Genomic DNA, 26,003 nt, shown 5'->3' with positions numbered 1-26,003 from the left:
TCCCTCCCTTTTCATGGTTTCACGGTCACTTGCGGGCCGAAGCCGTCGCCGGTGCGGAAGGTTGGCAGCGCGGCGGAGTTGACGTAGCGCACGCCATCCCAGCTCGGCAGCGGTGTCGGCATCAACTGCAGTTGCCCGGGTTTTTCCAGGTCCCAACGCAGCAGCATCGAGTTGTCCTCATGCTGGGTGTTGTGACAGTGCTCCATGTAGGTCCCGGCAAACTCGCGGAAGTTGATCGCCATCTCGACGTTGTCCAGCCCGTCGGCCTCCGAACCGATCCGGTAGACGTCCTTGCGCGCCCATTTTTCCCACTCAGGCGGGGCCTTGCCGCCACGGCTGAGGATGATCCCCTCCTCGAAGTGCACGTGCACCGGATGGCTCCAGCCCGTGCCGCCAGCCCTGATGTTCCAGACTTCCAGGGTGCCGATGCCGTTGACCCCGGCGTCGGTCGGGCCGCTGGCCAGTTTGGTCGAGGCATTCAACCGGCGTGGGTCCATGTGGAAGCCGAAACCGCTATCGGTCTTGATCGTCCACGGCGCTTCATCGGTGCCGTCGGCGCGACCGAAGGTGAAGGTCCGGTGCAGCGCCTTGGCCAGCAATGCCTTGTCGGCAGCGTTGTCGCGGTGGATCTTCAGCGGAATCATCACCAGGCCTTCGGCCTTGCCCGGTTTGGCCGGTTCGTAGGCCGCCGGGTTCATCGACAGATCCTGGCCGGTATAAGCCTTGACGTTGAGTTGCAGGACCTTGCCTACCACCGGGTCACCCCGATCCCATTGTGGACCCTTGCTGGTCTGTTTGATGACTGCCAGGTATTTCTCCGACAGCACGTCGGCCAGCGGGATCACTTCTTTCGGGCCCTTGCCGTCGTCCTGGGCCTGCAGGTTGACGAAGAACAGCTTGTCGCCCGGCTTGATGCCGTTTTTCGCGAAGTTGACGATGATGTCGAACCGCTCGGCGATGCCCTGGGTCGGCAGAATCGCGTTGTGGTTCTGCTTGTCGCCGTCGGCATCCAGGTCCATCGTGCCGTCGAACGGTACGCTGTGTTCCATGATGTTGCCGTCGTTGGCGATCATGTGGAACGGCACGCGGCTGTACGACACACCGGAGTTTCTCGGCCCCTGGAATTCGCCGCCGGTGCCTTTGACTTCACGCACCAGGGCGAGCTTGAAGTAGCGCGACACCGAACCATTGAGGAGGCGGAAGCGATAACTGCGCGCCCGCACGTCGAGGGTCGGTTTCCACTGCCAGTTGACCAGCACCTGATCGCCGATGAAGCCATCGGTGTTGAACGGGTTGAACCACAGCTGACCCTGCTGATCCCAGGCCTTGTCGGCGAACACCAGGTTGACGTCGTAGTCGCGGTTGCCCCATGGCAAGGCGCTGCCGCTGGGAAAACGCAGGTTGACGCCGTCGTTCACCGATTCGTTGCCACGGTCCAGGGCGCTGTAGTAGTTCATCATCGCCGCGTTGCCCTTGTAGACGTTCTGCGCGGTGAAATCGAGCATGTGGTCGTGGAACCAGTGGGTGCTCATGGTTTCGCGCCAATCGCCACGAATCCTGATGGTGCCGTGGTCGCAGGTCTTTTTCGCAGGCTGCAGGTCATTGACCCACAGGGTTTCCCCCGGTGCGCACGGGAATGCGGCGCGTGGATCTTCAGCCTTGGTGTTGATGCTGTCGTAACCGGCGAGCTGGATCGGCCAGCGATAGTCGTAAAACTGGCCGGGGAAGAAGAACGCGTTGGCATAACCGTCGCTTTCCGCCGGGGCGTGGCCGTTATGCTCGTGGGTGGTGATGGTGTGCAGACCGAAACCACGGTTGGCCGACGGATCGATCGGCAAGCCGTTGTAGTGCCGCATCAGCACCGGTTGGCCGTAGCGCACCATCAACAGTTTCGGCGGCAGCGTGCCGTCGAAGGTCCACACCGAGTTGTGGTCCTGCACCGGCATCGCCGGGTGGAACCGTGGGTCGACACCCTTGGCCGTGCCATCGGTCGCCGGCACGCCCGCGACGTTGTGGTACAGACCGCCGGGGCCGAATTCGCCGACGGCGTAACCGTGCATCTGCCGACTGTCACGCAGACCACCGTTCAGACGCGCGCCGGTCTGCACGGTCTTGTAGGCCACTTGCGGGTAGAACTCGTTCCAGCGCTGATGAGCCCAGCCTTTTCCCGGTGGCCGGCCTTCGGCGGAGGAACCGATGTGACGGTTGAGAAACAGTTCGATCTGCGCCTGCCAAGGGTTGCGGTCAACCGTGTTGGCATACTGGCTCGGAAATGGCGTGAGCCCCGGTTGACGCAAAAACGCATCCAGCGCCGTGCCGGGTGGCGCGCTGCGGGCGATGTTGTTCGGGTCTTGCGCCGGCGCCGGGCCGATGGCCGCCGGCGGAAAACTCAACGGCGCGGCCGGTGTGGTCGGGTCGAGTTTCTCCGGGCCGAACTCTTCGAACAGCACCAGTTGCTGAGTGAACGGCTGGGCACCGTACAGCGGGCTCGGCTTGCCGTTGGTGGGGTAATTGAAACTGGTCTGGACGGTGGGCGGCAGGATGTTTTCCGTGCGCGTCGTATCCCGCGTGCCTTTGACCCCATCAGGCAGATCGAAGGAGTCTACGTTGGCCTCGGGCATGGTCAGGATGGCGTTGAGCGCGCCGGCGCGGTCTGCGGGCTCGTCGTAATAGGCCGACGGGTCGGAGGCCTCCGGCTGATTTTCGTCGTCGATCGGGCTCGCTCGCACCCCGGTCATCTGGCCAAGGGCCAACATCAAGAAGACGCTCAGTGGCGTCAACAGGAACAGCTTTTTGGGGTCACGCATTGCTCTGTCCATCATCAGCCGCCTCATCTAAGGAAGGGGTGATGGTGTTTTGCAATTAACTCGCCAAAAAATCATTTCCAGTTGTTACAGGGGCTTGCGAGCGCTGTTGCATGCCCCACTCCCCGGTGACTGGGGCCTGACACCCACTGCTGGGGAGAAGTTCACCCCAATTTACTGAATGAGTTGAAACGCCAGACGAACGGTGGTGCCCTTGCCTTCCCGGCTGTCGAGGCTTACGCCTCCGCCGAAGCGCTCCATGATCCGTTTGACCAGCACCAGCCCGACGCCGAGGCCGCCCTGTTTGGTGGTGAAGAACGGCCGGAACGCCATGCTGCGCTGCTCTTCGCTCATGCCTTTGCCGGTATCGCTGAGCATGACGCTCACGCCACGGCTGTCGCTCGGTTCGAGGGTGATGGTCAGTGTGCCGCCCTTGTCCATCGCTTCCAGCGCGTTGGCCAGCAGGCTGTTGAGGATTTGTGTGAGCTGCACCGGATGGCTCAGCACCATCGGCGTCTGCTGAGGTTGAAACACCACGTGCACGCCAGCCTTGGCAATCTGCTGCTCGAAAGCCATCAGGCTGTCGTGCAGCGCCGCCACCAGGTTCACCGGTTCCGGGTCGTCATTGAGCGGTCGCAGCGATTGCAGCAGTTCGCGCACCCACTTCGACATGCGATCGACCTGGCCGATGATGTCCTTGATGTTCTTCTGTGCCGGCCCGGCGTCGAATTCCAGGGCCAGCTCGGCGCTCGAGCGAATGGTCGCCAGCGGGTTGCGCAAACTGTGGGCCACCGCCGAAGACATCTCGCCCAGCGCGACAAAGGTTTCGTTGGCGATCAGTTGTTTCTGCTGGGCTGCCAGCAGAATCGCCGCCCGACGCACGATCCAGTACAACCCCAGGTAAATCAGCCCGCCGCCCAGCGCGGTGGCCAGCCAGATCAGCGCCAGACCGCGCTCCATGCGGGCGATCAGGTCCTTGGGCTCCTTATAGATCTCGACCATCGCCGTGACGTTCTTGCCCTCGGCGTCGAACAGTGGAATGTAGTTTTCAATGAAGATGTATTCCGGCGGCACCACGAACTTCTGTTCTTCACGGCCCTTGTCTACGTTGTGGTAACTCGCCGACACCGGGATCCTTTGATCGAACGCCCGGTCAAGATCTTCGTCGGCATGAATGCGGGTGTTGACCAGCGCCGGGTTGGTCGACCAGATCACGGTACGATCCGGCGCATAAACATTGGCGAGGATCACATCCGGCAAATGCTCGATGTGATCAAGAAACTCACCCCTGGCGCTGGCTCGGGCCTGCGGGTCGACATCGGGAAAATCGTTGTCCTGACGAGGGTCGAGCAACTCGCCCATGGTGCGGATATTGGGAATCGAGACGTGGCGCACTTCCGCCGACGCGATGGCCTGAATGAACTGCGCGGTCAGCAAGGCATCGCGCTGCACGCTTTCTTCGATCACGAACCGTGTCGACACCGCCCCGAGCGCCACCGCCACGGTGCCGATCACCGCCATGCTGATCAATGAAAACCAGCGCAACAGGTTGAACGGCTGCTTGCGCGAGTTCAGCCGCTGGCTGCCCTCCTCGACCGGTAGCGATTGTGACTGCATGTTCATGGCGGCGACTTCCCGATACGTCCCTATAGGGTTATAGCCCACGGTTGGGTGTTTGCCCGGATGCGGGTGCCCCACAAGCCACCCGGATAACCACAAAACCCTGTGGGAGCTGCGGTGCGACGATTCGACTTGCCAGCGATAGCGGACTTCCAGTGCCCAAAGTAGTGACTGACACGACGCCATCGCTGGCAAGCCAGCTCCCTCAGTTTTTTGCGCAGCGCCCGCCCCACAATCCCCAATGCTGGGGGATGTCGCCCTATCCACGCTGTCTCCACAACCTACGCGTAAACGCGCGAACCCTTGCGCCACGGGCCTTTGCCGCCGGTTGGCCGGTCGTTGGTATGGAAGTTGTAAAGCCCCTCAGCAACTGACCCATCCCCAAGGGGCAGGTACTTTGATAGAGGGATTAACTCATGCACCCTTTACTGTCCAAAACCGCGACCGTCCTGGTCGTGAGCGCTTTGGCCCAGGGCATTGCCCAGGCCGCTCTGTTCGCCGTCGACCCGGGTCCCTACACACCGGCCAATGGCGGTTTCGCCAGCTGGTATCAGGACACCCACGGTCGCACCCTGGATCTGTGCCTGTCCAAAGCACTCAGCTCCCGCGTGCCGAGCACCCCGGGCGCCCCGTCGTACATGTGCTCGCTGCTGCCGACCCCCGGCGTGTTCGATGACACGCAACCGCTCGTATTCCCCACCAACTTCCCCGATGAAGCCTTCTGGTTCACTGGCGATACCTCCATCGTCGATGCGGCACGCGGCATCAATCTGACTTACGTCAGCGCCGTCGAAGCTGCCTTTGCCGCCGGTGATCCGGTGGAGGGCGACCAGATCAGCTTCGCGCGGATCCGCATCCGGGTCGATGTGCCCACCGCCGGCACCTACGTCATCACCCACCCCTACGGCGTCGATGTGTTCACCGTCGACACCCCCGGCCGGCGCGCGATCAACATGACCCGCGACATCGGCATCGGCACTCCGCAAACCTATGACGGCGCGCTCAAGGGCGACATCGGTCCGTTCCTGCGCAGCGTCAACGGGCCCTACACCGAGACCAACCCTTTGACCGGTGCGGCCGAGCAGTTCGTGGGCGATCCGAACCTCAATGAGGCCGTAACCGGCAGCCCGTTCAACACCAACTTCGTACGCATCGAAGGCCCCGGTGGCATCGACCTGCGCAGCACGACTTTCGCCGTGTCCGGCAAGTTGTCGACAGTGGTGCGGCCAACGCCTCTGATCACCGAGCGCAGCACCTACTCGCGCAAGCCCGGTGAAAGCGCACCAGTGGCCCAACAAGACGTGTTCGTCAAAGCCCCGCCGGCACCGGGCACCGCGGCCATCACCAGCAGCACGCCCGTGGTGAACATGACAGAAGCCGACAGCACCGGCAGCTGGTATGCGCAATCGGCGGTCAACCCGACTTTGCCGGCCGTGTTGCAAGTGACAGCCGACAACCACCTGGCGATCGCCACCAGCTCGCCGACCACCCTGCCCATGACCCTGACCGACCTGGTGGTGATCCAGCGCGCCGAGTACAGCCTCAGTTCCGGGCAATTGACCGTGGTGGCCACGACCAGTGACGAAACCTCGCCACCGGTGCTCACCGCCACCTCCGACACCGGCGCCGCTATCGGTGCGCTGGGTGGCGACGGTGCGGAGAAAACCCTGGCCACCGGGATCACGCCGATACCACCGGCCAAGGTTCGGGTGACGTCGTCCAACGGCGGCAGCGATACCGAAGAAGTGGTCATCGTGCAATGAACGCTCACATGCCCAGATCCGCATCAGGAGGCATCATGAACAAGTGGCCACGCTTCGCGCTCAACGCGCTCGGGCTGACAATCTCGCTGACCGGCAGTGCGTTCGCGCAACTGGCCGCCGTCGATCCCGGCCCCTACACCTTCGCCACCGGGAAATTCCCGATGTGGTACCAGGACAACAACCTGCTGTCGATGGAGCTCTGCCAGTCCCGCGCCGCAAGTTCGCGGGTGCCGGTCAGCACCCCGCCGGCCTACATGTGCACCCTGCTGCCGGAACCGGGCGTGTTCGATGACACCCTGCCGATGGTGTTCCCCGACAACTGGCCGCCAGAGGCGTTCTGGTTCCTGGCTGAAACCGCCATCCCGAACAACGGCGCCGGTTTCGGCGTGGATGCCTACGTGGCGGGGATTGAAGCGGCGTTCGCCTCGGGGAATCCGGTAGATGGCGATCAGCAAAGCTTCGCGCGGATCCGCATCCGGGTGAACGTCCCGGTGGCCGGCACCTACACCATCACCCACCCGTACGGCGTTGAAACCGTCAACGTCACCACCCCTGGCCGGCGGGCGATCAACATCACCAAAGACATCGGCATCGGTGCGCCGGGCAACTTCAGCGGAGCGCTCAACGGCGCCATCGGCCCGTTCCTGCGCAGCATCAACGGCCCGTACACCGAAGTGAACCCGGACACCGGCGGCATCGAAACCTTCGTCGGCGACCCGAACCTCACCGAAGCGGTGACCGGCAGCCCGTTCAACACCAACTTCCTGCGGATTGACGGTCCGTCGGGTGTTGGCTCGATTCAGACCAACCTGTTCACCGTCGCCGGCAAGGTCCTCGACAACCGTCAGCAAACCCACGTCGCCGTCGACCGCGCCACCTATCGCCGTACCTCGGCCGGTGTGCGCGCCGAAGTGTTCGCCAAGGCCGACAGCAGCTCGACCCTGTGCTTCCGCGAAACCCTGGCGCTGCTCCCCGGCCCACCACCGACGCCGTGCCAGACCAGCCTGCTGGGTGACAACAACGGACTGTTCTTCGGCCAGCGTCTGGGTACCGGCACCCTGCCGTCGGTGGTGGTCGTGACCGCGACCAACCCGGCCGGTACGACCCGTCCGACGGCTGTCTCGGCCAAACTCACCGACGTGGTGAAAATCCAGACCGCCCGCTACAGCTGGGCCAACCACAGCCTGCTGATCGAAGCCACTTCGACCGATGAAGTCGCGGTGCCGGACATGGTTGCGCAGGGCTACGGACGCCTGTCGAAAACCGGCACCCTGCAAAAAATCACCGTGGCCGACCTGACCCAGCCACCCGCCACCGTGACGGTCAAATCCGCCGCCGGCGGCAGCGATACCGAGCCAGTCGTAGTGGTCGGTGCAGCACCGGACACCGGTGAGAACCAGGCGCCACTGGCCAACGCCGACACCGGCAGCACCAGCTTCGGCGTGCCGATCACCCTCAGCCTGTTGACCAACGACAGTGACCCGGACAACAACGTGCCGCTGACGATCACCGCGCTGACTCAACCGGCAGCCGGTCAAGGCACCGTGGCCCTGAACGGCACCACGTCGGTGGTCTACACCCCGCCAGCCGTGGTCAATACTCCGCTGACCACCACCTTCACCTACAAGGCCCAGGACAACAAAGGCCTGGCCTCGGTGAACCCGGCCACGGTAACGATCAGCGTCGCGCCGAACCGGCCACCGACCGCCGTCGCCGACAGCGTCGCCACGCTGGGTGTCGCGATCCCGATCAACGTCCTGGCCAACGACACCGATCCGGAAGGCAACACACCGCTGGGCGTCGCCAGCCTGACCCAACCGCCGGCAGGACGCGGCACGGTCAGCACCGACGGCACGGTGATCACCTACACCCCACCGGCCACCGTGACCACAGCCTTCACCACGACCTTCACCTACATCGCCCGGGACAGCTTCGGCGCCCAGTCGACGCCGGCGACCGTCACGGTGCAAGTGTCGCCACGGCCAGCGGCGGAAACCTTCACGATCACCACCTCGACCGTGCAGGCCCGTTCCGGCGGCCGCTTCAACTGGGACTTCGCCGGCACCTCGTCAGTGACCACCGGCAACACCATCACCGTGCAGGTCACCACTCCGACCGGGCTGGTAACGCTGGGCACCACCACGGTACCGGTGACCGGACGCTGGCGGCTGACGCTGAACAACACGCTGGTCGTGCCATCAGCCAACCCGACCGCCACTATCCGTTCGTCCCAGGGCACCGTGCGGACGGTGTCGGTGACCACGCTCTGAGCCAGTGCCCCGCCTGCTTTCGGGCAGGCGGGGCAACGCTCAACGGTTAACGCCCGAGAGGATATTTGCCATGAACACGCCGACCGCCGCCCTGCTTTGCCTGCTCGCCCTGTGCGTCAGTGCGGGCGTGCGCGCCGACGACCTGATGGAAAACGACGACCTGGCGCCCAACAGCGCCGATCTCGGCGAACTGCCACCTCCCGTGGGCCAGCAAGCCCTGATCGACCAGAACGGCCAGGTCAACCTCGCGCTGCTGTCGCAAAACGGTCAGTCGCTGCTGGGCAGGATCGTGCAGTCGGGCAGCAATCAGGAGGCGTACATCCTGCAACAAGGCAGCGACCTGATGGCCCTGATCACGCAAAACGGCTCCGGCAACGCCGCGTCCATCACGCAAACCGGCAGCCACAACCGTGCGCAGATTTCGCAAAACGGCAACAACAACGACGCCAGCATCGAGCAGGCCGGCACGGGGCTGCAAAGCGCCGTGACCCAGTCGGGCAACGGCATGAGCGTTTCGGTCAAGCAATATCGCTAAGCACTGCAATCATCGGAGAGTTCATCATGTTCAAACTGACGCCCCTCACCGCCGCCATCCTGGTCATGATCAGTGCCCAGGCCATGGCCGACGATAGCCTTTCCACCCAGAGCCAGTTCGGTACGGCCAACATCGCTGATGTGAAGCAGACCCAGGCCCCGTTCAGCACCGCGACCCAGACCCAACTGGGCCAGGGCAACAACGCCGCCGCCGTGCAGGACACCGCCACCAGCGTCATCACCCAGGACGCGGTCGGTGACTACAATGCCGGTTACGCCGAGCAGCTGTTCGAAGACAACAGCACCATCACCCAACAACAGACCGGTGCCTTCAACACCGCCCACGCCAGCCAGTCTCTCGGTTTCGGCGCCGGCAACCAGGCCCTGCAACAACAGCAAGGCACCGGCAATTTCTCGTTCGTCTATCAGGACTCGCAGAACGGCAGCGAAGGCAAGACCTTCCAGTTCGGCGACAGCAACGAAGCCAACATCGAGCAACTGTACGAAGGCACCGGCAACAGCTCGGTGATCACCCAGTACGGCACCGCCAACTACGGCACCGCCGAACAAGTGCTGCACAACGGCGGCCAGATCGGGATCAACCAGGCCGGCGAAGGCAACTACGCCTACGGCGACCAGCGCAACGGCACCGGCGGCAATATCACCATCAACCAGTTCGGCAACCTCAACGGCACCGAAATCTGGCAAGACTCGCAACTGGCCAGCCAGGCCACCGTCAACCAGTACGGCGACAGCAACGAAACCGTGGTCGACCAGAGCTTCGGCGAAAACAACACCGCCGCCGTCACCCAGGTCGGCAACACCAACGCCATCTATGCCGACCAGTTCGAATCGGTCAACTCGACCCTGGCCCTGTATCAAGTCGGCAACGGCAACGTGCACTTCACCTACCAGAACGGCGACAGCCACACCCTCAACGCCACCTCGGTGGGCAACGACAACAAGGTCTACGCCAGCAACTGGAAAGGCCCGCAACATGGCGGCCAGTTCGGCAGCAACCAACGCGCCACGGTCAATCAGACCGGCAACGGCAACATCGCCAGCTTCACCCAGGACGGCATCGGCCAGATCATGACCACCAATCAGACCGGCACTGGCAACAAGACGACGGTCAGCCAGGCGGATTCCTACAACGAGCTGTACTTCGACCAGAACGGCAGCGACAACATCCTCATCGCCGACCAACGCGGCACCACCAACCTGGTGCAGGGCTCATCGAACGGCTCGGGCAACAGCGCCGAATTCGATCAATCCGGCACCGGCAACCAGGCTTACACCGCGCAGCTGTATGGCAGCGACAACATGATCACCGTCAAACAGGCTGACACCATGAACGTGGCGTACGTGACCCAGGGCGGGACGGGGAACATTGCCAATGTGGATCAGAGCGGGATGACACAGACCGCGACCATTCAACAGTTCGGGTCGGCTAACCAGGCGACGGTTTTGCAGCAGTAAGTGTTGGGTGTTGGAAAACCGCGATCTTGAGGTCGCGGTTTTTTTTTGCGCTGATGATTGGGTATTGATCGTTCCCACGCTCTGCGTGGGAATGCCTCAAGGGACGCTCCGCGTTCCAGCTCGCGAATTTGACGCGGAGCGTCCGGGGCTGCATTCCCACGCAGAGCGTGGGAACGATCAATCTGGTGCTGCGGTGCAGTCCTTGTTCGACGCCTCAAGTGTCTCGTACCTGCGTTGAACCTCTTCCATCAATACCTGTATTTCAGCCATCACTTGCTCATGCGGAATACTTGAACGCGGGTCATCGATTGACGCTTGGACTTCGGCACGGAACCAGCGGTCGTAGCTGGCGGCCTGCTCTTCGCTTTCGAAGTCTGAAATGATTGGGGAGATCAGGGGATCCATGGTGACTCCAGTTCGAATGTGAAAAACGCGACCCATTGCTGGGCCGCGTTTTTTATTGGGCATGTGCTGGATCAGCCCTTCAGTTCGACGTGATCCAAGGCCTGATTCACGGCCAGTTCACCCAGCATGAGGATCTGTGCAATGCCCAGGGCGGTCTTGCGGTGGGCCGGGTCGAGGGTGGCGGCGAAGTTGTTTAGCATTTCGCTGGCAGAGCCCAGGGATTCGCTGGCGTTGGCGAGCAGGGATTCGGTGTTGTAGGCCGGGTTGGCGAGGTACATCCGCGCGGGTTCGTTGACGCTGCCCATGATGTGGGCGCCGGGGCAGAGGTAATGATCGAGCGCGCGTTCGGCGGCTTCGTGGAGTTTTCTGGAGGTGGTGGAGGTGTATGGGGAGGTTGGGTCGGTTTCGGGGTTGGCTTGGGTTTCGGGTGGGTTGGGTGTTGGTTTCTTCATGATTTTTTACCCTGTATGACGGTTATAGCTGGCCCTATTCGGTTTCCAAGCGAATAGGTGGCAGCTGTACGCAGGCTGGAAACCCGGGACAGAGCAACCCGGCAGACACGAGGTCTCCTACGCACAGCCGCCATAACAAAGTGCACACCATGAGGGTGCGCAGGATACGTTATGAATGGCGCTTGTGCGCTCTGTTGTTATGCGGGTTTCCATGCCCGATCGCTGAATTGGCAGCGACCGAAACAGGCTAGAGCCCGCGCTTCCGACGGACAACCTGAAAACCTTGTGGGAAGGATCGCTGAAACAGACACAACTTTTAAACATTCGAGAATGGAACGCGGAGCGTCCCGGGCTGCATTCCCACGCGGAGCGTGGGAACGATCAAAGCAAAAGCAGTCCGCTTTCTGCTTTCTGCTTTCTGCTTTCTGCTTTCTGCTTTCTGCTTTCTGCTTTCTGCATTCTGCTTTCTGCTTTCTGCTTCTCACCACTCAACACGATGAGCGTTAGCTCGAGTACCGCTTTTGATCGCAAGGCCCGTCGGAAGGCTGAGTGGAGGGATTGATCCGGGGGTGGGAGCGCAGCGACCGTGCGGCGCAGCCGCATGCATCGAGAGGAGGTGCAGCGAAGCAAACCGTAGGCGATGCCCCCGGATCAATCCCGGAGCGAAGGAACCCGAGCCACAGCGAGGGCCGTACGTCAGGGTAAAGCCTTTTGGGTTACCTTTTCGGCGTTTGGAAAAGGTGACTCGCCGTCAGGGCGAAACCCTAAGCAGCCGTTACCGCAGAAATGGATATGTACCCAGCCAGAAAGCCCCCCATCGACTGACCGGACGCCATCGCTGGCAAGCCAGCTCCCACAGGGTTCCGGGTAAATTCGCAATAACGCCCGCGTCTGAAAAACAGCCATTGCCAGCTGTCTGGCTCCCACAATTTGAACCGGATACATCAGCCAGAACCTGGTCGGCCCGAAGGCCGCCACGTTCACTCCGCATCCGGATCAATCTTGTTCTGAGTCAGGTACCGATTCAAAACATCATCCTGCGAAGGCGTAGAAGCATCCCCCGCCACCTGCCACAACCGCCGCTCAATCCCCTGCGCCACCATATGCCCCACCGCCGCCTCAATCGCCGACAACACACACAACTGCGCCGGCTCATTGGTCGTATACCCGACCTCAGCCTCAAGCAACTTCTTGAACTCGATAAACTTGAAAATCCCCGCACTGCGCGCCACCGAATAAATCGTCTTGCTGGTCATCACATTCGCCAGCACCTGCCCGCTACGCACATCCACCGCACGCAAATTCACCGTCACCTGATCCACCCGATACTCGCGGGATAGATCGATCCCCAGATACCGCGCCCCTTCCCCACCGCTGCGCACGTTGGTGTCGTAAGCGATGATCCCGCCCTCGAGCATCATGTTCGCCGCCTGCAACGGTGGCAGCTCGCCCTGAATGTTCACCGGCGTATTCGGTTTCTTCTGCGAAGCGCGAATGATCTTGCGTTCAGTCAGCAGGTTCTGCAGCCCTTCCCGCTCAAGCACCACAAACCAGCCGCTGGCCTGCATCGCGTCCATCAACATCGACGCTGCGCCCTGGGTGACGCTGGTGGAAAACGAACTGGCCGGCGTCGGTTTGTACTGCCCGGTCTGGTCACGGAAGCCGTACACCACCGCCATCAGCCGGCCCTTGGGGCGCGGCATTTTCAGCAAGTCGTAATAAGTGGAGGCCCTGGGGGTCAGGGTCGGGGTATCGGTGTCCTGCTCGGCCGGCATCGGCTCGCGCAGACTGCACCCTTGTAATGCTGCCAACATCAGCCCTAGCGCAATTATTTTTTTCATGTCCATCTCTCCCCGGAACCGTCATCCCGTCATGGGTTGAGGCCGTTCACCTGAATTTCGGAAACTTCGCCGCTCGCTCGGTCGGTCACCTCGATCGTGAGAGCCCCCGAGTCATCAACGACGTTGACGATAAAAGCGTCGGTGGACAGGCTCCCCGCGTTGCCGGTGGAGATGTTGTCCAGCAGTTGCCCCAGCAACCGTGACTGCAATTGACTGGTGAAGCGTTCGAGCGCCGAAGTGCCGGCCACCGTCGAGCGTTTCTTGAGATCCGGATCGTCGTGGTCGTTTTGTGCCTGGGCGTTGTTGAGCAGCCAGGTGCCGTTGAGCGGGTTGCCGCCGAACGACGGGTTGACCGGCGTGTAGACCAGTTCGGTGGCCTGGACGGCAGCGGCGCTGGCAAGCCCGATCAACAACCCCGAGATCCAGAATCCGCTGCGCCGTGAGAACGTTGTCGTGTTCATAGTTCGTCCTTCTCAAGGTCGGTGGTGTCCTGCAACAAGGCTTCCAGCTTGCGCCGGACGACCTCCAGTCGAACCGAGTCGGCGGCCTCGTAGGCCTCGTCCTTCAGTTCCACGGTGTTCGGCGGCAGGAAGCGCCGATACACCAGGCGTTGTTGATACTCGACGGTCACAAGGCTCCCCCAGCGCGCGTCGGGGCGCTCGCGCACCACCAGGTTGAAATCCATGCGGCTGGTGTCGCGCAGGCGCTCGCTGAACGAGTAGTAAAAGTCGTGGCCGATGTGCGAGATCGTGTCGTCGACGATGAAGCCCATCATTTCGTCTTCTTCGCTGGCGCTGGCGAAAGACGCCACGGCCGCGAGGATCAACGCGCACCACACGCGGCGGCTCATGGCTGCAACGCCTGCGGCAGCGCTGACTGGCCTTTGGCAGGGCCGTTTGTGCCATCAAGGAAGGCTTTCTCGGCCACAAACTGCCAGTCCGAATAACGCTGCATGCCTTCAAAATCCGACCACTGCGACGGGAAGTCCGCCTGCTTCAACGGCACCTCGGTGGAGGCACTGTTGATGCCGGTGATGCGTCCGTCGAAACCCCGCTGCAGGGCCCATTCGCCGCCGATCGGGTCCGGGTAGAGCTGGCGCAGATGGTGGCGGGCTTCCGGAAAACGTTCGTCCTGCAACAGGTCGACCAGCTCTTTCGGGTACTGCGCCAGGCCCGGCGAACTGCGGTAGTAGCTGCGCAGCGCCTGGGCGTACTGGGTGCCGACCCACAGCAGTTGCTTCTCGCGATCGCGGCGCGACACGGTCGACCACAATTCGCCGGCACTGGCCAGGCCCATGCCCATGATCACGATCAGGAACAGCACGCCCAGGTAGGTGAACCCACCCTGCTCCGCGTGCTTACCACTCGGAATACTGGCTGCCATCACGCGCCCTCCCGGTAGCTCCGCTCTTGATGTCGGCGACGCCGCCCGCCACACCGTCCGGCGGTGCGATCAGCACCCATTGATCATTGCGTTCGGTGATCGGGTCCAGCGGCGCGTTGCGCAGGTAACGCATCTCCACCAGTTGCTCGATGGAATCGGGATAGCGCCCGGTGTCGCCGTAGTAGTGATCCAGCGCCTCGCGCATGGCCGACAGGCTCTGGTGCAACGTGGTCTCTTTGGAGGCCTCGAGGCTGTTGAAGTAGCGCGGCAAGGCGATGGTCATCAGGGTCGCGATGATCGCCATCACCACCATCAGCTCGAGCAAGGTAAACCCCTTTTCCCGGCGCATGAGAATCACCACTCGCGGTAAGCGATGCCGTTGAGGCCACGGCCCCTGGCGAGGGAGTAGACGTCGAACACGTCCTCGCCATCGCGCGGGTTCTGGGCCGAACTGTTGTAGGCCCGCAGGCCCCAACCGCCGTTGTCGTCACGTTTGGCCGGCACCAGCGGATCCCGCGGTATCCGGCGCAGAAAGTAGAACTTCGCACCCTTGGCGCTGCGCACGTCGCGCACGCCTTCGACCAGCACTTTCAGGTTCGGCGGATAGCCGCTGCTGTTCAGGGATTTCTCGATGTAGCCGGCATCGAAGGCTCGCTTGTAGGCGTCGATGCCATCGCGAATCTGATACAGCGCGGTGCGCAGTTCCTGCTCCTTGCCACGCCGTACCAGGGTCTCGGTCAGCGGCGCGGCCATGCCGGCCAGCAGGCCGATCAGGGCCAGCGTCACCACGACTTCGATCAAGGTAAAACCGCGTTGGGAGGCGTTCATGATCAAGGCTTCTCGACGGTTACACGGGTGGTGGCCACGGCCGCTTCACCGACTGCACGAGGCTGCGCGGCAGGCGCTGGCATCGAGTAGCTTTGCGAGCGATCCGGCGCCTGGATGTGCATGCTGGTTTCGGTGCCGGTGGGGAATTCCATGTCCGACGGGCTCTGGTACGGCAGGTTGCGCACGATCCGTGGGGTGATCGAGAGCACCAGTTCCGATTTGCCGATGGTGTCCTTGTTGCTGCCGAACAACCGACCCAGACCCGGAATGTCGCCGAGGCCCGGAATCTTGTTGCCGGTGGCGCCGTGGTCGTTGCGCATCAGGCCGGCAAGTATCTGGGTTTCGCCGTCATGCAGACGCAGCGAAGTCTGGGCGTTGCGGGTGTCGACCTGCACCGGGATGGTCCCCTGGCGGGTCGGCTCCAGCGGCGTGGCGTTACTCACTTCCAGAGCAATCTTGATCGCCACTTCGTTGTTCAAGTGCACGGTCGGTTGCACTTCAAGCTTGAGACCGACGTCGAGGTAGGTGACGCTTTCGGTGATCACCGGGCCCTGAGTCGACGGCACCGAGGTGGCGCTGATGATCGGTACGCGCTGACCGATATGGATACGCGCCTGTTCGCGGTTGCTGACGCGGATCACCGGGCTGGCCAGGGTGTTGATGTCGTTGTCCTGGGCATTGATCTTGGCTTGCGGCGACGGCGAGATCGAAATCCGGCTGGAGTTGATGCCTTTCAGTTGATCGAGGATGGTCACCGCCGAACCGTCACTGTTGACCACACCAAACGTGTTCGGCCATTGCAGGCCCAAGTCGAGAATGCGCTGGGTGGCGACTTCCATCACTTCCACTTCCAGCACCACTTCGGGGTTGGACTGGTCTTGCGATTGCAGGAGTTTCTCGGCCATGCGCACGGCGTCTTCGGTGTCGCGCATGGTCAGGGTGTTCAGGCGTTCGTCGACGAACACGTCGCGGGTCTTGAGCATGGTCTTGATCATGTTCAGCGCGGTGTTGGCGTCGATGCTGGTCAGGTAGAAGGTGCGCATCACCAGCTCCTGGTAATCCTTCAGCTTCTGCGGCGAGTCCGGAAAGATCAGCAAGGTGTTTTCGTTCACCACTTTCTGGTGCAGCTGGTTCTGTTGCAGCAGCAGTTGCACGGCGTCTTCGATGCGCACGTCACGCACGAAGATCGTGGCTTTCATGTCCGGGCGCAGGTCCTTGTCAAAGATGAAATTCAGGCCGGCGACCTGCGACAGCACTTCGAAAATGGTCTTGAGGTTGGCGTCGCGAAATTCCAGGGTCACCGGGCGGTCGAGCCGGGTGCGCAGTTGCGGGTACTGGATCACGTTGCGGCTCTGCACCAGACGGATGTTGCCTTGCAGCTCCAGCGCGCCGTCGTTTTTCGGGTCGAGTTCGAGGATCTGTTTGACCTGACGGTCGGCGCCGTAGATGTCGCCCCGGCGCAGGTCGCCACGGGCCAGTTCCAGTTTCTCGTCCATGCTGCGCAGGTAGTCGAGCTGGCGCAGGGCATCCTGGGCGCGGCGGTTGTTCGGTTCGATGGTCAGCACCCGGCTGTAGGCGGTGCGGGCCGAAGCGAAATCGCGACGGGCGCGGTCGGTGTCGCCGGAGGTCAGCAGCGCGGTGATCGCCTTGGCCCGGCCGCTGTTGAGCAGCAGGTGCAGCTCGGTGTCGCGCGGATTTTCCCGCAAGCCTTCCTCGATCCGGGCCAGGCCCGCCTCGTACTGCCCCTGATCGATCAGGTCGGCGGCTTCCTTGTTGGCAACCTGCGCGGAACTGCACGCGGCCAGCCCGGCACACAGGCCGAGGCTCATCAGCAAACGGGATCTGTTCATTGCGTACTCCCCACAGACAAGGTCTGCGACAAATGCAAAGGCAGGTAGACCAGGCTCAGTTCCACATCGGAAATCGCCGCAATCTTCCAGGTGTCGTCGATCACATCCCCGCTGCGCACGACGTAGATTTTCTCGCCGTCCTGCAAGAACACCTGCAGGTCGCTGCGGTCATGCAGCCTGCCGACGAACTGAAACGGCACCGGTGGCAGGCTCGGGGCTTGCACCACCGGGGTCGGGTTGATCGCTTGTTCGGTGACCGTCGCCAGCGTTGGCGCGGCCTTCCAGGATTTGCTCGCAAACAGGTCGCCGGCCGGGCTCAGGTCCTTGATCGGCGCCGCATTCGCCTTGGCGCTGCTGGCGGGCAAGGCGCCACGGGCGCTGGCTTTCGCCGGGCTGGCCACGGCGACTTCGGTCGAATCCGCCTCGTCGCTCGGCGAGAAATATTCCGGCAACCAGGCCAGCGCCGCCGCCACGCCGAAGAACGCCACCCAGCCGGTTACGCGTTTGGTGTCCATCACGACCTCGACAGGTAGAGGGTCATACGGATCCGGCCGCTGAGGTCGGTGTCGGCAATCTTCTTGCGTTGAAACTCGACGTCTTCCACCACCACCGCCGGCAACTGGCCGAGCAAGGCGTGCAGGAAGCGGCGCAGTTGCGGGTAGCTGCCGCGCACCGGCAACAGGATCTGGTAGCGCGCCAGATGGGTCTTGGGATCGACGCCGAGAGCGTATTCGCCGCGCGCCAGGGTGATGTGTTCCTGCGCGGCCAACGCATAGATGCGGTCGATGGCGACGGTGGCTTGCGGCTGAGCCGGCAGCTTGTTGCGAAAATCATCCAGCTGACGTTGCGGCACCACGGGCGGGGCGATGCTGCCGTCCTCGACCTTGGCCAGGTACTCGGTGGCTTCCTGGGTTTGTTGGCTGAGCTGTTGCAGCGATTGCCAGCCCGGCAGCAAACCGCCGAGTGCCCAGGCCAGCGTGACCAGCAGCAGCGCCAGACCGGCCAGGCCCGGTACGCCGAGGCCTTGCAGGTATTCGTGAACGATCAGTCTAGGGATTCGCATCGCCTATCTCCCAGGTCGCCGACAGGTTGAATTGCACCGGTTGCTCCGGCGATTTGACGACGATCTCGTGGCTCAGCAGCGACACGTCGGACAGCTCGTCACTGGCCTCCAGCCGTTTGTGGAAATCCAGCATCGCTTGCAGATCCCGCGCCTCGGCGCTGATCCGCACCTGGCCCTTGCGTGCATCCGGGGTCAGGGTCAGCAAGGCGATGTCGTCGCGCGGCATGGATTCGAGCATGGCGAACAGGCGTTCCCAGGGCCGGCGCAGTTGCTGCGAGACCTTGCGCATTTCGGCGAGGTTCTGCGCCTGCTCGCGGGTTTCCGCCGGGCTCAGCATTGTCTTGGAGCCGCTGTCGCCGGTGAGCTGGCGCTGGGTGTGCTGCAAGTGACCTTGCTGTTGTTCGGCCTGCTCGCCGAGGTGCTGCTGCACGCCGAAGCACACCAGCGCGAGCAACACACCGCCGCCGAGCAGGCTCCAGCCCAACGGGCCGGAACGCGGACGAGGCTGGAAGTCGAGGTTCAAGGCGCGCATGTCAGGCCACCGCCCGGGACATGACGTACAAGGCGTCACGCACGGTCATCGAGTTGTCTTCGAGGGTGCGCAGGTGCACCCCCGCCACATCCGGTTGCGCATCGAGCCGCGCCGGGGCGTGCAGATAAACGTTGAAGGCGCGTTCGCTGGTGGAGGCTTGCAGTTGCCGTTCACGACCGATCAGCGCGCTGAGTGCCGCGTCGCTGTCGCTGCCGCCCACCGAGCGCACCGACGACCAGCGCCCTTCCCTTGCCAGCAGCAACACGCTGCGTTGCGGTTCGGCGACGATGAACAGGAAGTCACCGGCGTCGAGGCTTTTGTCGAAACGGTTGAACGCGGTCATCAGGTACGGCTGCACCGAACGCAGGCGCAGGCCGCGACCGCTGACCAGCGTGCGCAGGCGTTCCAGCAAATCCTGCGGCAAGGCACTGGCGATCCGGTCATGCCCGGCCGGCTCGGCCGACAGCACCAGGCTCCACGGTTGGGTCGGGGCGCCGAACAGGTCTTCGAAGCACAGTTGGGCGAAGCCGCGCAGTTCGTCAGGGCTGCTGATCTGCTCGCTCCACGGCACCAGGCAGAAACGGCTGAAGTGGCCGGAGATCACCACGCTCAGCTCGGCGCCGGTACGGGTGTGTTCGCCGAGCAGACGGTCGAGTGTGTCCAGCGCCACCGCGTAGCTCTGGAAGCCTTCGTCGATGTAGCCGACGCTGCCCAGCCACAGGGTGTCGCTGCCCCGGCGCTGGCCGAGGCCAACACCGCTGGCACCGAGCACGGCGATAAATTGATCACGCGATAAAAGTGACACGATTGATCTCCTCCAGCGTGGTCCGACCGTGCTCCACCAGCTCCAGCGCCGATTCGCGCAACAGGCGCAAACCACGGGCGCAGGCCAGGGCTTTGATCTGGGTGATGGGTTGGCGCTCGACGATCATCTGCCGCAGTTCGTCGTCCAGATGCAGCAGCTCGGCAATCGCCGTGCGGCCGCGATAGCCGCTGCCCCGGCAGTGGCCGCAACCCTTGCCGTGGACGAAGTGGTAGTGATCGACTTTCTGAGGGTCGAGGCCCGAAGCGCGCAGCTCTTCATCGCTCGGGTTGACCGGCGTGCTGCAACTGCTGCACACCAGCCGGATCAGGCGCTGGGCGAGAATCGCGTTGAGCGCCGAAACCAGGCTGTAGGGGTCGATTTCCATCTGGGTAAAACGACCGATCACGTCGAACACGTTGTTGGCGTGAATGGTGGTGAATACCAGGTGACCGGTGAGCGCCGATTGCACGGCGATCTGTGCGGTGTCCGGGTCGCGGATCTCGCCGACCATGATCTTGTCCGGGTCGTGACGCAGGATCGAGCGCAGGCCACGGGCGAAGGTCAGGCCTTTTTTCTCGTTGACCGGGATTTGCAGCACGCCCGGCAGCTGATATTCCACCGGGTCTTCGATGGTGATGATCTTGTCCACGCCGTGGTTGATCTCGGTGATCATCGCGTACAGCGTGGTGGTCTTGCCGCTGCCGGTGGGGCCGGTCACCAGTACCATGCCGTAGGGTTCGGCGGCCAGGCGACGCAGTTGGCGCAGGGTTTCGTCTTCAAAGCCCAGCGCTTGCAGTTGCACGCCGCAGACCTTGTCGGCCAGGTCCTGTTTGTCCAACACCCGCAGCACCGCGTCTTCGCCGAAGATGCTCGGCATGATCGACACCCGGAAGTCGATCTGCCGGCCGCTGATGCCGATCTTGAAGCGACCGTCCTGAGGCACGCGTTTTTCGCCGATGTCCAGCTCGGCCATGACCTTGACCCGCGAGATCACCTGCTCGGCGAACTCGCTGCCCTGGATCTTGCCGATGTTGTTCAGCACGCCGTCGATCCGGTACTTGATCACCAGGCCCTGGCCAGTGGTGCCGAGGTGGATGTCGCTGGCGTGCATTTTCAGCGCGTCGTACAGGGTCGAGTTGACCAGTTTCACCACCACGCTCGAGTCTTCGCTGATGCTGGTCAGCGACAGGCTTTGCAGGGTGTCGGTCTCGCTGCCGGCGTCGGCCTGGGCGTTGAGCGATTCGACGGCGTGGAAGCTTTCTTCGTGGCGGGCCAGATAGGCCTTGAGGTCGTCGGCGTGCACCAGATACAGCGGCGCGCCGTGCAGGCATTCGTCGATCCAGGCCAGGCGCGCGGTGTCGAAGGGGTCGGCGAACACGCCGATGACTTCGTCGTTGTGGCGCAGCAGGATGAATTCACGTTTGAGGCATTGCGCGAGGGTGACCCGGTCGAACACCGGGGTCGCCAGAAACAGCGTGTCGGTGTCGAGCACCGGGTAATGCAGGGTGGCGCCGAGGCTGGCAATGAACGGCATTGGCGCCAGTTCGCAGAGCACGGCCAGCGCATCGAGCACCCGTTCCCCGGAAGTGCTGGCCCGTACCCGGGCCTGGGCCAGTTGCTCACTGGAAAAGCGTGGCGGGGTCTGGGCCTCCTGTGGAGGATTGACCGACAGCGGTTCGACGACAACGGACAGACGATCCATGGCTTGCTCTCCAACACCCGGGGCTTGAGGCCCTGACGGCGCGGGAGGCGAATTCGGCGAGTGCCGGAACGTCTATCGCGCCATTACTCCCCGGTGAGCATTTGATCGTCGTCCGGTGCCATGACCTCCGACCGGTTTCGTCGGCGGTCCGCCAGCACCCAACTGCCATCGTACAACTGCAACGGGAAGCTCTCGGTCCTGCTCTGGCGTCGTTCGACAAAGCCTTCGGATGGGCTCGCACCGGGTTTCGCTTCGCGCTGGATCCCCAGAAGGTCACAGACAGCTCGGGCCAGTTCCGCCAACGGAAACGGTTTGAACAGGATGTGACTGACCCCCAGTTGCCGCGCCCGCTCACAGACTTCAGCGGTCGGGTGACCCGTTATCAGCACGAAATGACACGTCCTGTCCTGGCGGACCGCGTCGAGCACCTCGAACCCTTCCATATCGGGCAAGCGGTAATCGAACACCAGCACGTCGGGGGCGAAAGTCTCGGCCAGGCCGATTCCCTCTGCGCCGTCATGTGCAATCCGGACTTCCAGCCCTTGCGCCGACAGATAATCCTGAAGGTTCTGTGCAAGCAGCTGTTCGTCTTCGACAACCAGTACTTTGTTAACCAAGGTGGACTCCCTGAAACCTCAAGTGCCGGCAATTGAAATTCAATGAACCGAACCTGCTGGAGTGCGCCTCACAAGAGGTAACGCACACTTCATGCCAGGCTGAATGCCGGTAATTTTTTGTCTTCATGTCCTTGAATTGAATGGAAATGCCCGCTCGTCCCGGTACCCCGTTCCCCAGAAACGGGGAAGCACCTGAATGGGCATCGAAGCCATTCCCCACTATTGGGGGGGAACCTTCAGTCGTCGTCAATTCGTTCGATCCTGTTCTCTGCCCGTAATTGCGCGAGCACCTGACGACGAGCCTGGGTCTGTTGCTGTCGGGCGAGGTACGCCCTGACTGTTTCCAGCCCTTGCTCCTCTGGGACATCGGCCGCCTCCCTGTGGTTCTCGACAAAAATCAAATGCCAGCCGAACGGTGTGCGCACCGCCTCGCTGACCTCACCAGGCTTGAGGGCAAACGCTGCCGTTTCGAAGGCCGGCACCATCTGCCCACGGGCGAAATACCCCAGGTCCCCGCCCTGGCTGGCGGTGACATCTTCCGATCCCGATTGCGCGACGCTAGCAAAGGTTTGCCCCCCTGCGATAGCGGCACGCATCTGCATCAAGCGTAGTCGTGCCGCTTCAACCGTGGCGGCATCGGCATCGCCGGCAACCTTGATCAGAATGTGCCGGGCCTGGACCTGCTCCGGTGCGCCCATTTCGGCGCGGTGTTCGTTGAAGAAAGCCCGCACGGTCTGCTCGTCCGGGGCCTGGACTTGGGTCAGTTCGGCAAACATCCGCTGCGCCGCCAGTTCGCGATGGGTGTACTCGGTGAACGAGGCCTCATCGAAACCGGCGTCCTGCAAACGCTGGAGGAATTTGTCGGTGCCGCCGATGGCGGTGCGGGTCTGTTCGACCTGTTCGCGCACGGCTTGCTCATCGATCTTCACCCCGCGCTTGCGCGATTCCTGCCAGAGCAATTCCTTGTCGATCAGCGTGTCCAGCGCGGCCTGACGCAGTTGTTTATAGGCCTTGGGGTTGCGGATGCTCGCCACGGCACGCCCCTGATCTTCCAGGTACTCGGCGAAAAAACGTTCCAGGCGAAACTCGGAAATCGCCTCGCCGTTGACCCGGGCGGCCACCGGTTCATTGTTCGCCATTCCCACCGACAACCAGCCTGTCAGCAGCCAACACAGGGTTTTGAGCTTCATGATCAGGGCCTCCGGTCAGGGCGTGGCAATAATCGGTTTGTAGGGAGCGACCAGATAAAAACGCTGGTCGGGCAAGTCAACGGTGACCACGTGCGCCCCGCTCAGGCCCAATCGTCGGCCGGGGCCGAAGCTCAGGCGCGGGGTCAGGCCGGTGTCGAAGTCGTGCAGGCCTTCGAGGGCCGCCACCAGTTTTTCGCGGCTGGCATCGCGCCCGGCCTGCTTCATGCCTTCGCTGAACAACAGCATCGAGGCGTAGGCGCCGACTTGCAGCACCGCGTGCTGGGCGCCGAGGCCTTGATGCTCGCGCAACAGCGTCAGGGCCATGCGCCCGGCCTGAGTCCAGTCGCTGGGCACGAACGGATACGCCAGAAACACCCGCCGGGAAAAACCTTCCGGCACCTGCAACAAATCCCCCGCCACCTGGCTCGACGCAGCAAACAGGTACGGCACCTGCCCGGCATTCTGCAATCCGGCCGCCAGCCGACTGAAACCTCCGCCGCTACCGAGGTAGAACACTGAGCGCGAGCCCAGCGGCAAGCTGTCCGCCGCCGGGTCGTAGGCCTGCAGATGGACTTTTTCCCAGCCGTGATCCTGTAGATATTGGCCGAGGACCTGTGCCGCCAGCACCTGCGCCGGGTCATCGGGATAGGCAATCAGCGTCGGCCCTTGCAGCACTCGCAAACTGGCGGTGGCGTAATCAGCCAGCGCGATCAGTTGCTCGCGCAGCCCCGGCAGCGGTTCGAAAATCTGCGGGCTGGCCTGCACCGGGCCGAGCAACGACAGGGCCCCGATCAGCGGCACGCCGGACTGCTCAAGGCGCGGCGCCAGTTCGCTGTCCAGCGCCGGGGCCAGCGGCGCGATCAGGGCGAAGACTTGCTCTTCCTCGATCAGCCGTTGCAGGGCCTGTTCGGCGCTGGCGCGATCCGGCCCGGGATCGGCCACGGTCAGGCGCAACTGCCGGCCGTGAATGCCACCGGCCTGATTGATCCGCGCCACACTGCCGTTGAGCACCGCTGCGATGGTGGCGCCCTCCTCGGCCAGCGGCCCCTGGCTGGGCAGCAAAGTGCCCAAATGTAAGGTCTGGTCATCGAGCCCCGGATCGCGGTCATCGGCCAGACGCTTGAGGTACGCGGTGAGGTTGCGCTGATCCTTCATCGACAGCAGGAAGCGCGGCATGCTCGGGTCAAGGCGATTGTTGCCGGGGTCGCGGCCTTGCTGGATCACCCGCGCCAGACTGCTGTCGGTGTAGGCCGGGTAGTTGCGCCCGTTGACCTGTTGCTGACCGTGGATGCTGGTCAGCCGCGACCAGTTCAGTTCCGGCGGACGCACCCCGCCCTCGGGCCGGCCGAGACCGTCGGCGCCGTGGCAGTTGGCGCACGGCAGGCTGGTGGCCGGCAGCAACACATCCGCCGCCCCGACCCGCGCCATGATCGGCTCGCCGCTGGCGGACAGGCCTTCGCGGTACAGACGCTTGCCGGCGCTTTCTTCATCGGTCAGCGGCAATGCGGCCGCGCCGAGGCTGACGCCAGCGAGCAGGATCAGGGCGAGGACGCGGCCGAGGTTCATGGCGCGGACTCAGCGGCCGGCCACAGGCATTGTCAGCAGCTGCAAGCGCTGGGCAATGGCGGCGGCCGGGGCGTCGGGACGGATTTTGCTCCAGCGTTTGTTGGCCACATCGCCGACGATCAACTGGGTCGAGTGCTGCTCGGGCGTCGGCACGATCTGGCCGATGCGACCCAGTACCAGGTCCATCTGCGCCTTGTCGCCGGTAAGGAAAAGCCAGTGAGGGTCATCGGCGCCCTGCTTCAAGGTGTAAGCCTTGAGCACCGCCGGCGTGTCGCGCAGCGGATCACTGGTAAGGGAAATGAAGGTGATGCCGTCAGCCTTGTCGCCCAGCAGCTCACGGACTTCCTTGAGCTTGCGAGTGATCAGCGGGCAGGCGTCATTGCAACTGGTGAAGATCACGTTGAGCAGCACCACGCGGTTGTGCAGCGCATCGCTGTAGAAACGCTGGACGTCGCCGTTCTGATCCAGCAGCGGCGTGTCGGTGAACCAGGTTTTCGCGTCGTGGGTGCCTTTGGCCGGTGCGGGCGCAGCGCTGGCCGTTGTCGTTGCCGGTGCCGGTTGTTCGTGGCCTTCGTGGGCCAGGGCCATGGCGCTGAAAATCCACAAACACACTGTCAGGGTGATCCGGTCCAGGGTCCTCATGGTTGTTGCTCCATGGCAATCGCGGTGTGTTTGGCGTGGGTGCGCAGGCCGCTGAGTTTCTCGACTTCTTTGGCCAGTAATGCCGGGTCGGTGAAGCCGTAGTAGCGCGTCCAGTGGCGACTGTTGCCGTCACCGACGAGGATCAGCGGCTGGTGATTCTTGAAGTCGCCGCTGAAACTGCCGAGGCCCTTGAGGGTGGCGCTGATCGATTGCGGCGAACCGGTGAGCCAGCTCCAGCCCGGGCCTTTCTGGAAGGTGCGGGCGTAATCCTGCAAGCGTTTCGGGTCGTCGCGCTGCGGGTCGATGCTGATCGACACCAACTGCACTTCCGCGCCGACCCGGGCACCGAGCTGTTTCTGCACCTTGCCCATGATCGACGAGACCACCGGGCAGACCGTGGTGCAACTGGTGTAGATGAAACTCATGACCACGATTTTGTTGTGCACCAGATCCTGCTCCAGGTGCACGGTCTTGCCGTTCTGGTCGAGCAACGGCACGTCGGCGAACTTGACCTGGGCGTGTTCCTGGCTGTTGGCGGCCGGTGCGGTGTGGCCGGCATGCTCGTCCGCCGAGTGGGCGCTGGCCTGCTGGATACCGACGGCCAACAGGCACAGGGTCAGCAGGCCACGGGATGCAAATCGGTTCATGGTCGTTTCC

At 63.0% G+C, this 26,003-nt stretch carries 25 protein-coding genes; 4 read left to right on the top strand and 21 right to left on the bottom strand.

All coding sequences use genetic code 11. The features are described 5' to 3' along the window. Positions 1-11: 11 nt before the first annotated feature. Together ACTJK7_RS03745 and ACTJK7_RS03740 are read right to left on the bottom strand one after the other, a co-directional pair. On the bottom strand, positions 12-2,819 hold the full coding sequence (locus ACTJK7_RS03745; protein ID WP_108563659.1) for a multicopper oxidase domain-containing protein: 2,808 nt from the start codon (positions 2,817-2,819) through the stop codon (positions 12-14). 159 nt (positions 2,820-2,978) lie between these two features. Next, entirely contained in the window at positions 2,979-4,427 is a 1,449-nt protein-coding gene (locus ACTJK7_RS03740) for a sensor histidine kinase (protein ID WP_108560874.1), read from the bottom strand. Between the two features lie 413 nt (positions 4,428-4,840). On the opposite strand from ACTJK7_RS03740, the gene ACTJK7_RS03735 reads away from it, so the two are divergent. The 4 genes from ACTJK7_RS03735 (at position 4,841) to ACTJK7_RS03720 (ending at position 10,470) form a co-directional block, all read left to right on the top strand. After that, positions 4,841-6,187, top strand: coding sequence for a hypothetical protein (locus ACTJK7_RS03735; RefSeq protein ID WP_064378919.1), 1,347 nt, complete (start codon positions 4,841-4,843; stop codon positions 6,185-6,187). Between the two features lie 35 nt (positions 6,188-6,222). After that, positions 6,223-8,457 carry an Ig-like domain-containing protein gene (locus ACTJK7_RS03730; protein WP_108560871.1) on the top strand — a complete coding sequence of 745 codons (2,235 nt, stop codon included), beginning with the start codon at positions 6,223-6,225 and terminating at the stop codon, positions 8,455-8,457. Positions 8,458-8,527: 70 nt separating this feature from the next. Further along, on the top strand, positions 8,528-8,992 hold the full coding sequence (locus ACTJK7_RS03725) for a curlin (protein ID WP_064595177.1): 465 nt from the start codon (positions 8,528-8,530) through the stop codon (positions 8,990-8,992). Between the two features lie 26 nt (positions 8,993-9,018). Continuing rightward, positions 9,019-10,470, top strand: a complete 1,452-nt coding sequence (locus ACTJK7_RS03720) for a curlin (protein WP_103387229.1) — start codon at positions 9,019-9,021, stop codon at positions 10,468-10,470. Between the two features lie 177 nt (positions 10,471-10,647). Here ACTJK7_RS03720 and relB read toward each other — a convergent pair whose 3' ends face one another. The 19 genes from relB to ACTJK7_RS03625 all read right to left on the bottom strand — a co-directional run bounded on the left by relB (position 10,648) and on the right by ACTJK7_RS03625 (position 25,993). Continuing rightward, positions 10,648-10,875 carry a type II toxin-antitoxin system RelB family antitoxin gene (gene relB, locus ACTJK7_RS03715; RefSeq protein WP_108560865.1) on the bottom strand — a complete coding sequence of 76 codons (228 nt, stop codon included), beginning with the start codon at positions 10,873-10,875 and terminating at the stop codon, positions 10,648-10,650. A 71-nt stretch (positions 10,876-10,946) separates the two neighbouring features. Beyond that, positions 10,947-11,327, bottom strand: a complete 381-nt coding sequence (locus tag ACTJK7_RS03710; protein WP_108560862.1) for a DUF6124 family protein — start codon at positions 11,325-11,327, stop codon at positions 10,947-10,949. A gap of 980 nt (positions 11,328-12,307) precedes the next feature. Beyond that, on the bottom strand, positions 12,308-13,168 hold the full coding sequence (locus tag ACTJK7_RS03705) for a CsgG/HfaB family protein (RefSeq protein ID WP_064378912.1): 861 nt from the start codon (positions 13,166-13,168) through the stop codon (positions 12,308-12,310). 29 nt (positions 13,169-13,197) lie between these two features. After that, complete coding sequence (locus ACTJK7_RS03700) at positions 13,198-13,629, bottom strand: curli assembly protein CsgF (RefSeq protein ID WP_108560859.1); 432 nt, start codon at positions 13,627-13,629, stop codon at positions 13,198-13,200. Beyond that, positions 13,626-14,018 carry a curli production assembly/transport protein CsgE gene (gene csgE / locus ACTJK7_RS03695; RefSeq protein ID WP_108560856.1) on the bottom strand — a complete coding sequence of 131 codons (393 nt, stop codon included), beginning with the start codon at positions 14,016-14,018 and terminating at the stop codon, positions 13,626-13,628. The genes ACTJK7_RS03700 and csgE overlap by 4 nt, the downstream gene beginning before the upstream one ends. Continuing rightward, a complete protein-coding gene (locus ACTJK7_RS03690; protein WP_440780291.1) occupies positions 14,015-14,551 on the bottom strand; it encodes a type II secretion system protein in 537 nt (178 codons plus the stop codon). The genes csgE and ACTJK7_RS03690 overlap by 4 nt, the downstream gene beginning before the upstream one ends. After that, positions 14,526-14,900: a type II secretion system protein gene (locus ACTJK7_RS03685; protein WP_011333435.1), complete on the bottom strand. Its 375-nt coding sequence runs from the start codon at positions 14,898-14,900 to the stop codon at positions 14,526-14,528. Before ACTJK7_RS03685 ends, ACTJK7_RS03690 begins: the two co-directional genes overlap by 26 nt. A 5-nt stretch (positions 14,901-14,905) precedes the next feature. Then, positions 14,906-15,379 carry a type II secretion system protein gene (locus tag ACTJK7_RS03680; RefSeq protein ID WP_064378909.1) on the bottom strand — a complete coding sequence of 158 codons (474 nt, stop codon included), beginning with the start codon at positions 15,377-15,379 and terminating at the stop codon, positions 14,906-14,908. Between the two features lie 2 nt (positions 15,380-15,381). Further along, positions 15,382-17,229, bottom strand: coding sequence for a secretin N-terminal domain-containing protein (locus tag ACTJK7_RS03675; protein ID WP_011333433.1), 1,848 nt, complete (start codon positions 17,227-17,229; stop codon positions 15,382-15,384). Then, entirely contained in the window at positions 17,226-17,744 is a 519-nt protein-coding gene (locus tag ACTJK7_RS03670; RefSeq protein ID WP_108560850.1) for a hypothetical protein, read from the bottom strand. The genes ACTJK7_RS03675 and ACTJK7_RS03670 overlap by 4 nt, the downstream gene beginning before the upstream one ends. Continuing rightward, positions 17,744-18,292: a GspMb/PilO family protein gene (locus tag ACTJK7_RS03665; protein ID WP_011333432.1), complete on the bottom strand. Its 549-nt coding sequence runs from the start codon at positions 18,290-18,292 to the stop codon at positions 17,744-17,746. The genes ACTJK7_RS03670 and ACTJK7_RS03665 overlap by 1 nt, the downstream gene beginning before the upstream one ends. Continuing rightward, a complete protein-coding gene (locus ACTJK7_RS03660; protein ID WP_108560847.1) occupies positions 18,279-18,824 on the bottom strand; it encodes a PilN domain-containing protein in 546 nt (181 codons plus the stop codon). Before ACTJK7_RS03660 ends, ACTJK7_RS03665 begins: the two co-directional genes overlap by 14 nt. Position 18,825: 1 nt before the next feature. Further along, positions 18,826-19,629: a hypothetical protein gene (locus ACTJK7_RS03655; RefSeq protein ID WP_064378907.1), complete on the bottom strand. Its 804-nt coding sequence runs from the start codon at positions 19,627-19,629 to the stop codon at positions 18,826-18,828. Beyond that, positions 19,610-21,331, bottom strand: a complete 1,722-nt coding sequence (locus ACTJK7_RS03650; protein ID WP_440780287.1) for a GspE/PulE family protein — start codon at positions 21,329-21,331, stop codon at positions 19,610-19,612. Before ACTJK7_RS03650 ends, ACTJK7_RS03655 begins: the two co-directional genes overlap by 20 nt. A gap of 83 nt (positions 21,332-21,414) precedes the next feature. Next, positions 21,415-21,948, bottom strand: a complete 534-nt coding sequence (locus ACTJK7_RS03645) for a response regulator (protein WP_440780286.1) — start codon at positions 21,946-21,948, stop codon at positions 21,415-21,417. 236 nt (positions 21,949-22,184) lie between these two features. Further along, positions 22,185-23,138 carry a peptidylprolyl isomerase gene (locus ACTJK7_RS03640; protein ID WP_108560838.1) on the bottom strand — a complete coding sequence of 318 codons (954 nt, stop codon included), beginning with the start codon at positions 23,136-23,138 and terminating at the stop codon, positions 22,185-22,187. 15 nt (positions 23,139-23,153) lie between these two features. Continuing rightward, positions 23,154-24,704, bottom strand: coding sequence for an ABC transporter substrate-binding protein (locus ACTJK7_RS03635; RefSeq protein WP_085655714.1), 1,551 nt, complete (start codon positions 24,702-24,704; stop codon positions 23,154-23,156). 9 nt (positions 24,705-24,713) lie between these two features. Next, positions 24,714-25,346 (bottom strand): SCO family protein, encoded by a 633-nt coding sequence (locus tag ACTJK7_RS03630; RefSeq protein WP_108560835.1) that lies wholly within the window; start codon positions 25,344-25,346, stop codon positions 24,714-24,716. Further along, positions 25,343-25,993: an SCO family protein gene (locus tag ACTJK7_RS03625; protein WP_011333425.1), complete on the bottom strand. Its 651-nt coding sequence runs from the start codon at positions 25,991-25,993 to the stop codon at positions 25,343-25,345. The genes ACTJK7_RS03630 and ACTJK7_RS03625 overlap by 4 nt, the downstream gene beginning before the upstream one ends. Positions 25,994-26,003: the final 10 nt, after the last annotated feature.

Source organism: Pseudomonas sp. 22085 (genome assembly GCF_052045815.1).
In the GTDB taxonomy this organism is placed as follows: Bacteria; Pseudomonadota; Gammaproteobacteria; order Pseudomonadales; family Pseudomonadaceae; genus Aquipseudomonas; species Aquipseudomonas glycinae.
This window is presented reverse-complemented; position numbering and strand designations above follow the sequence as displayed.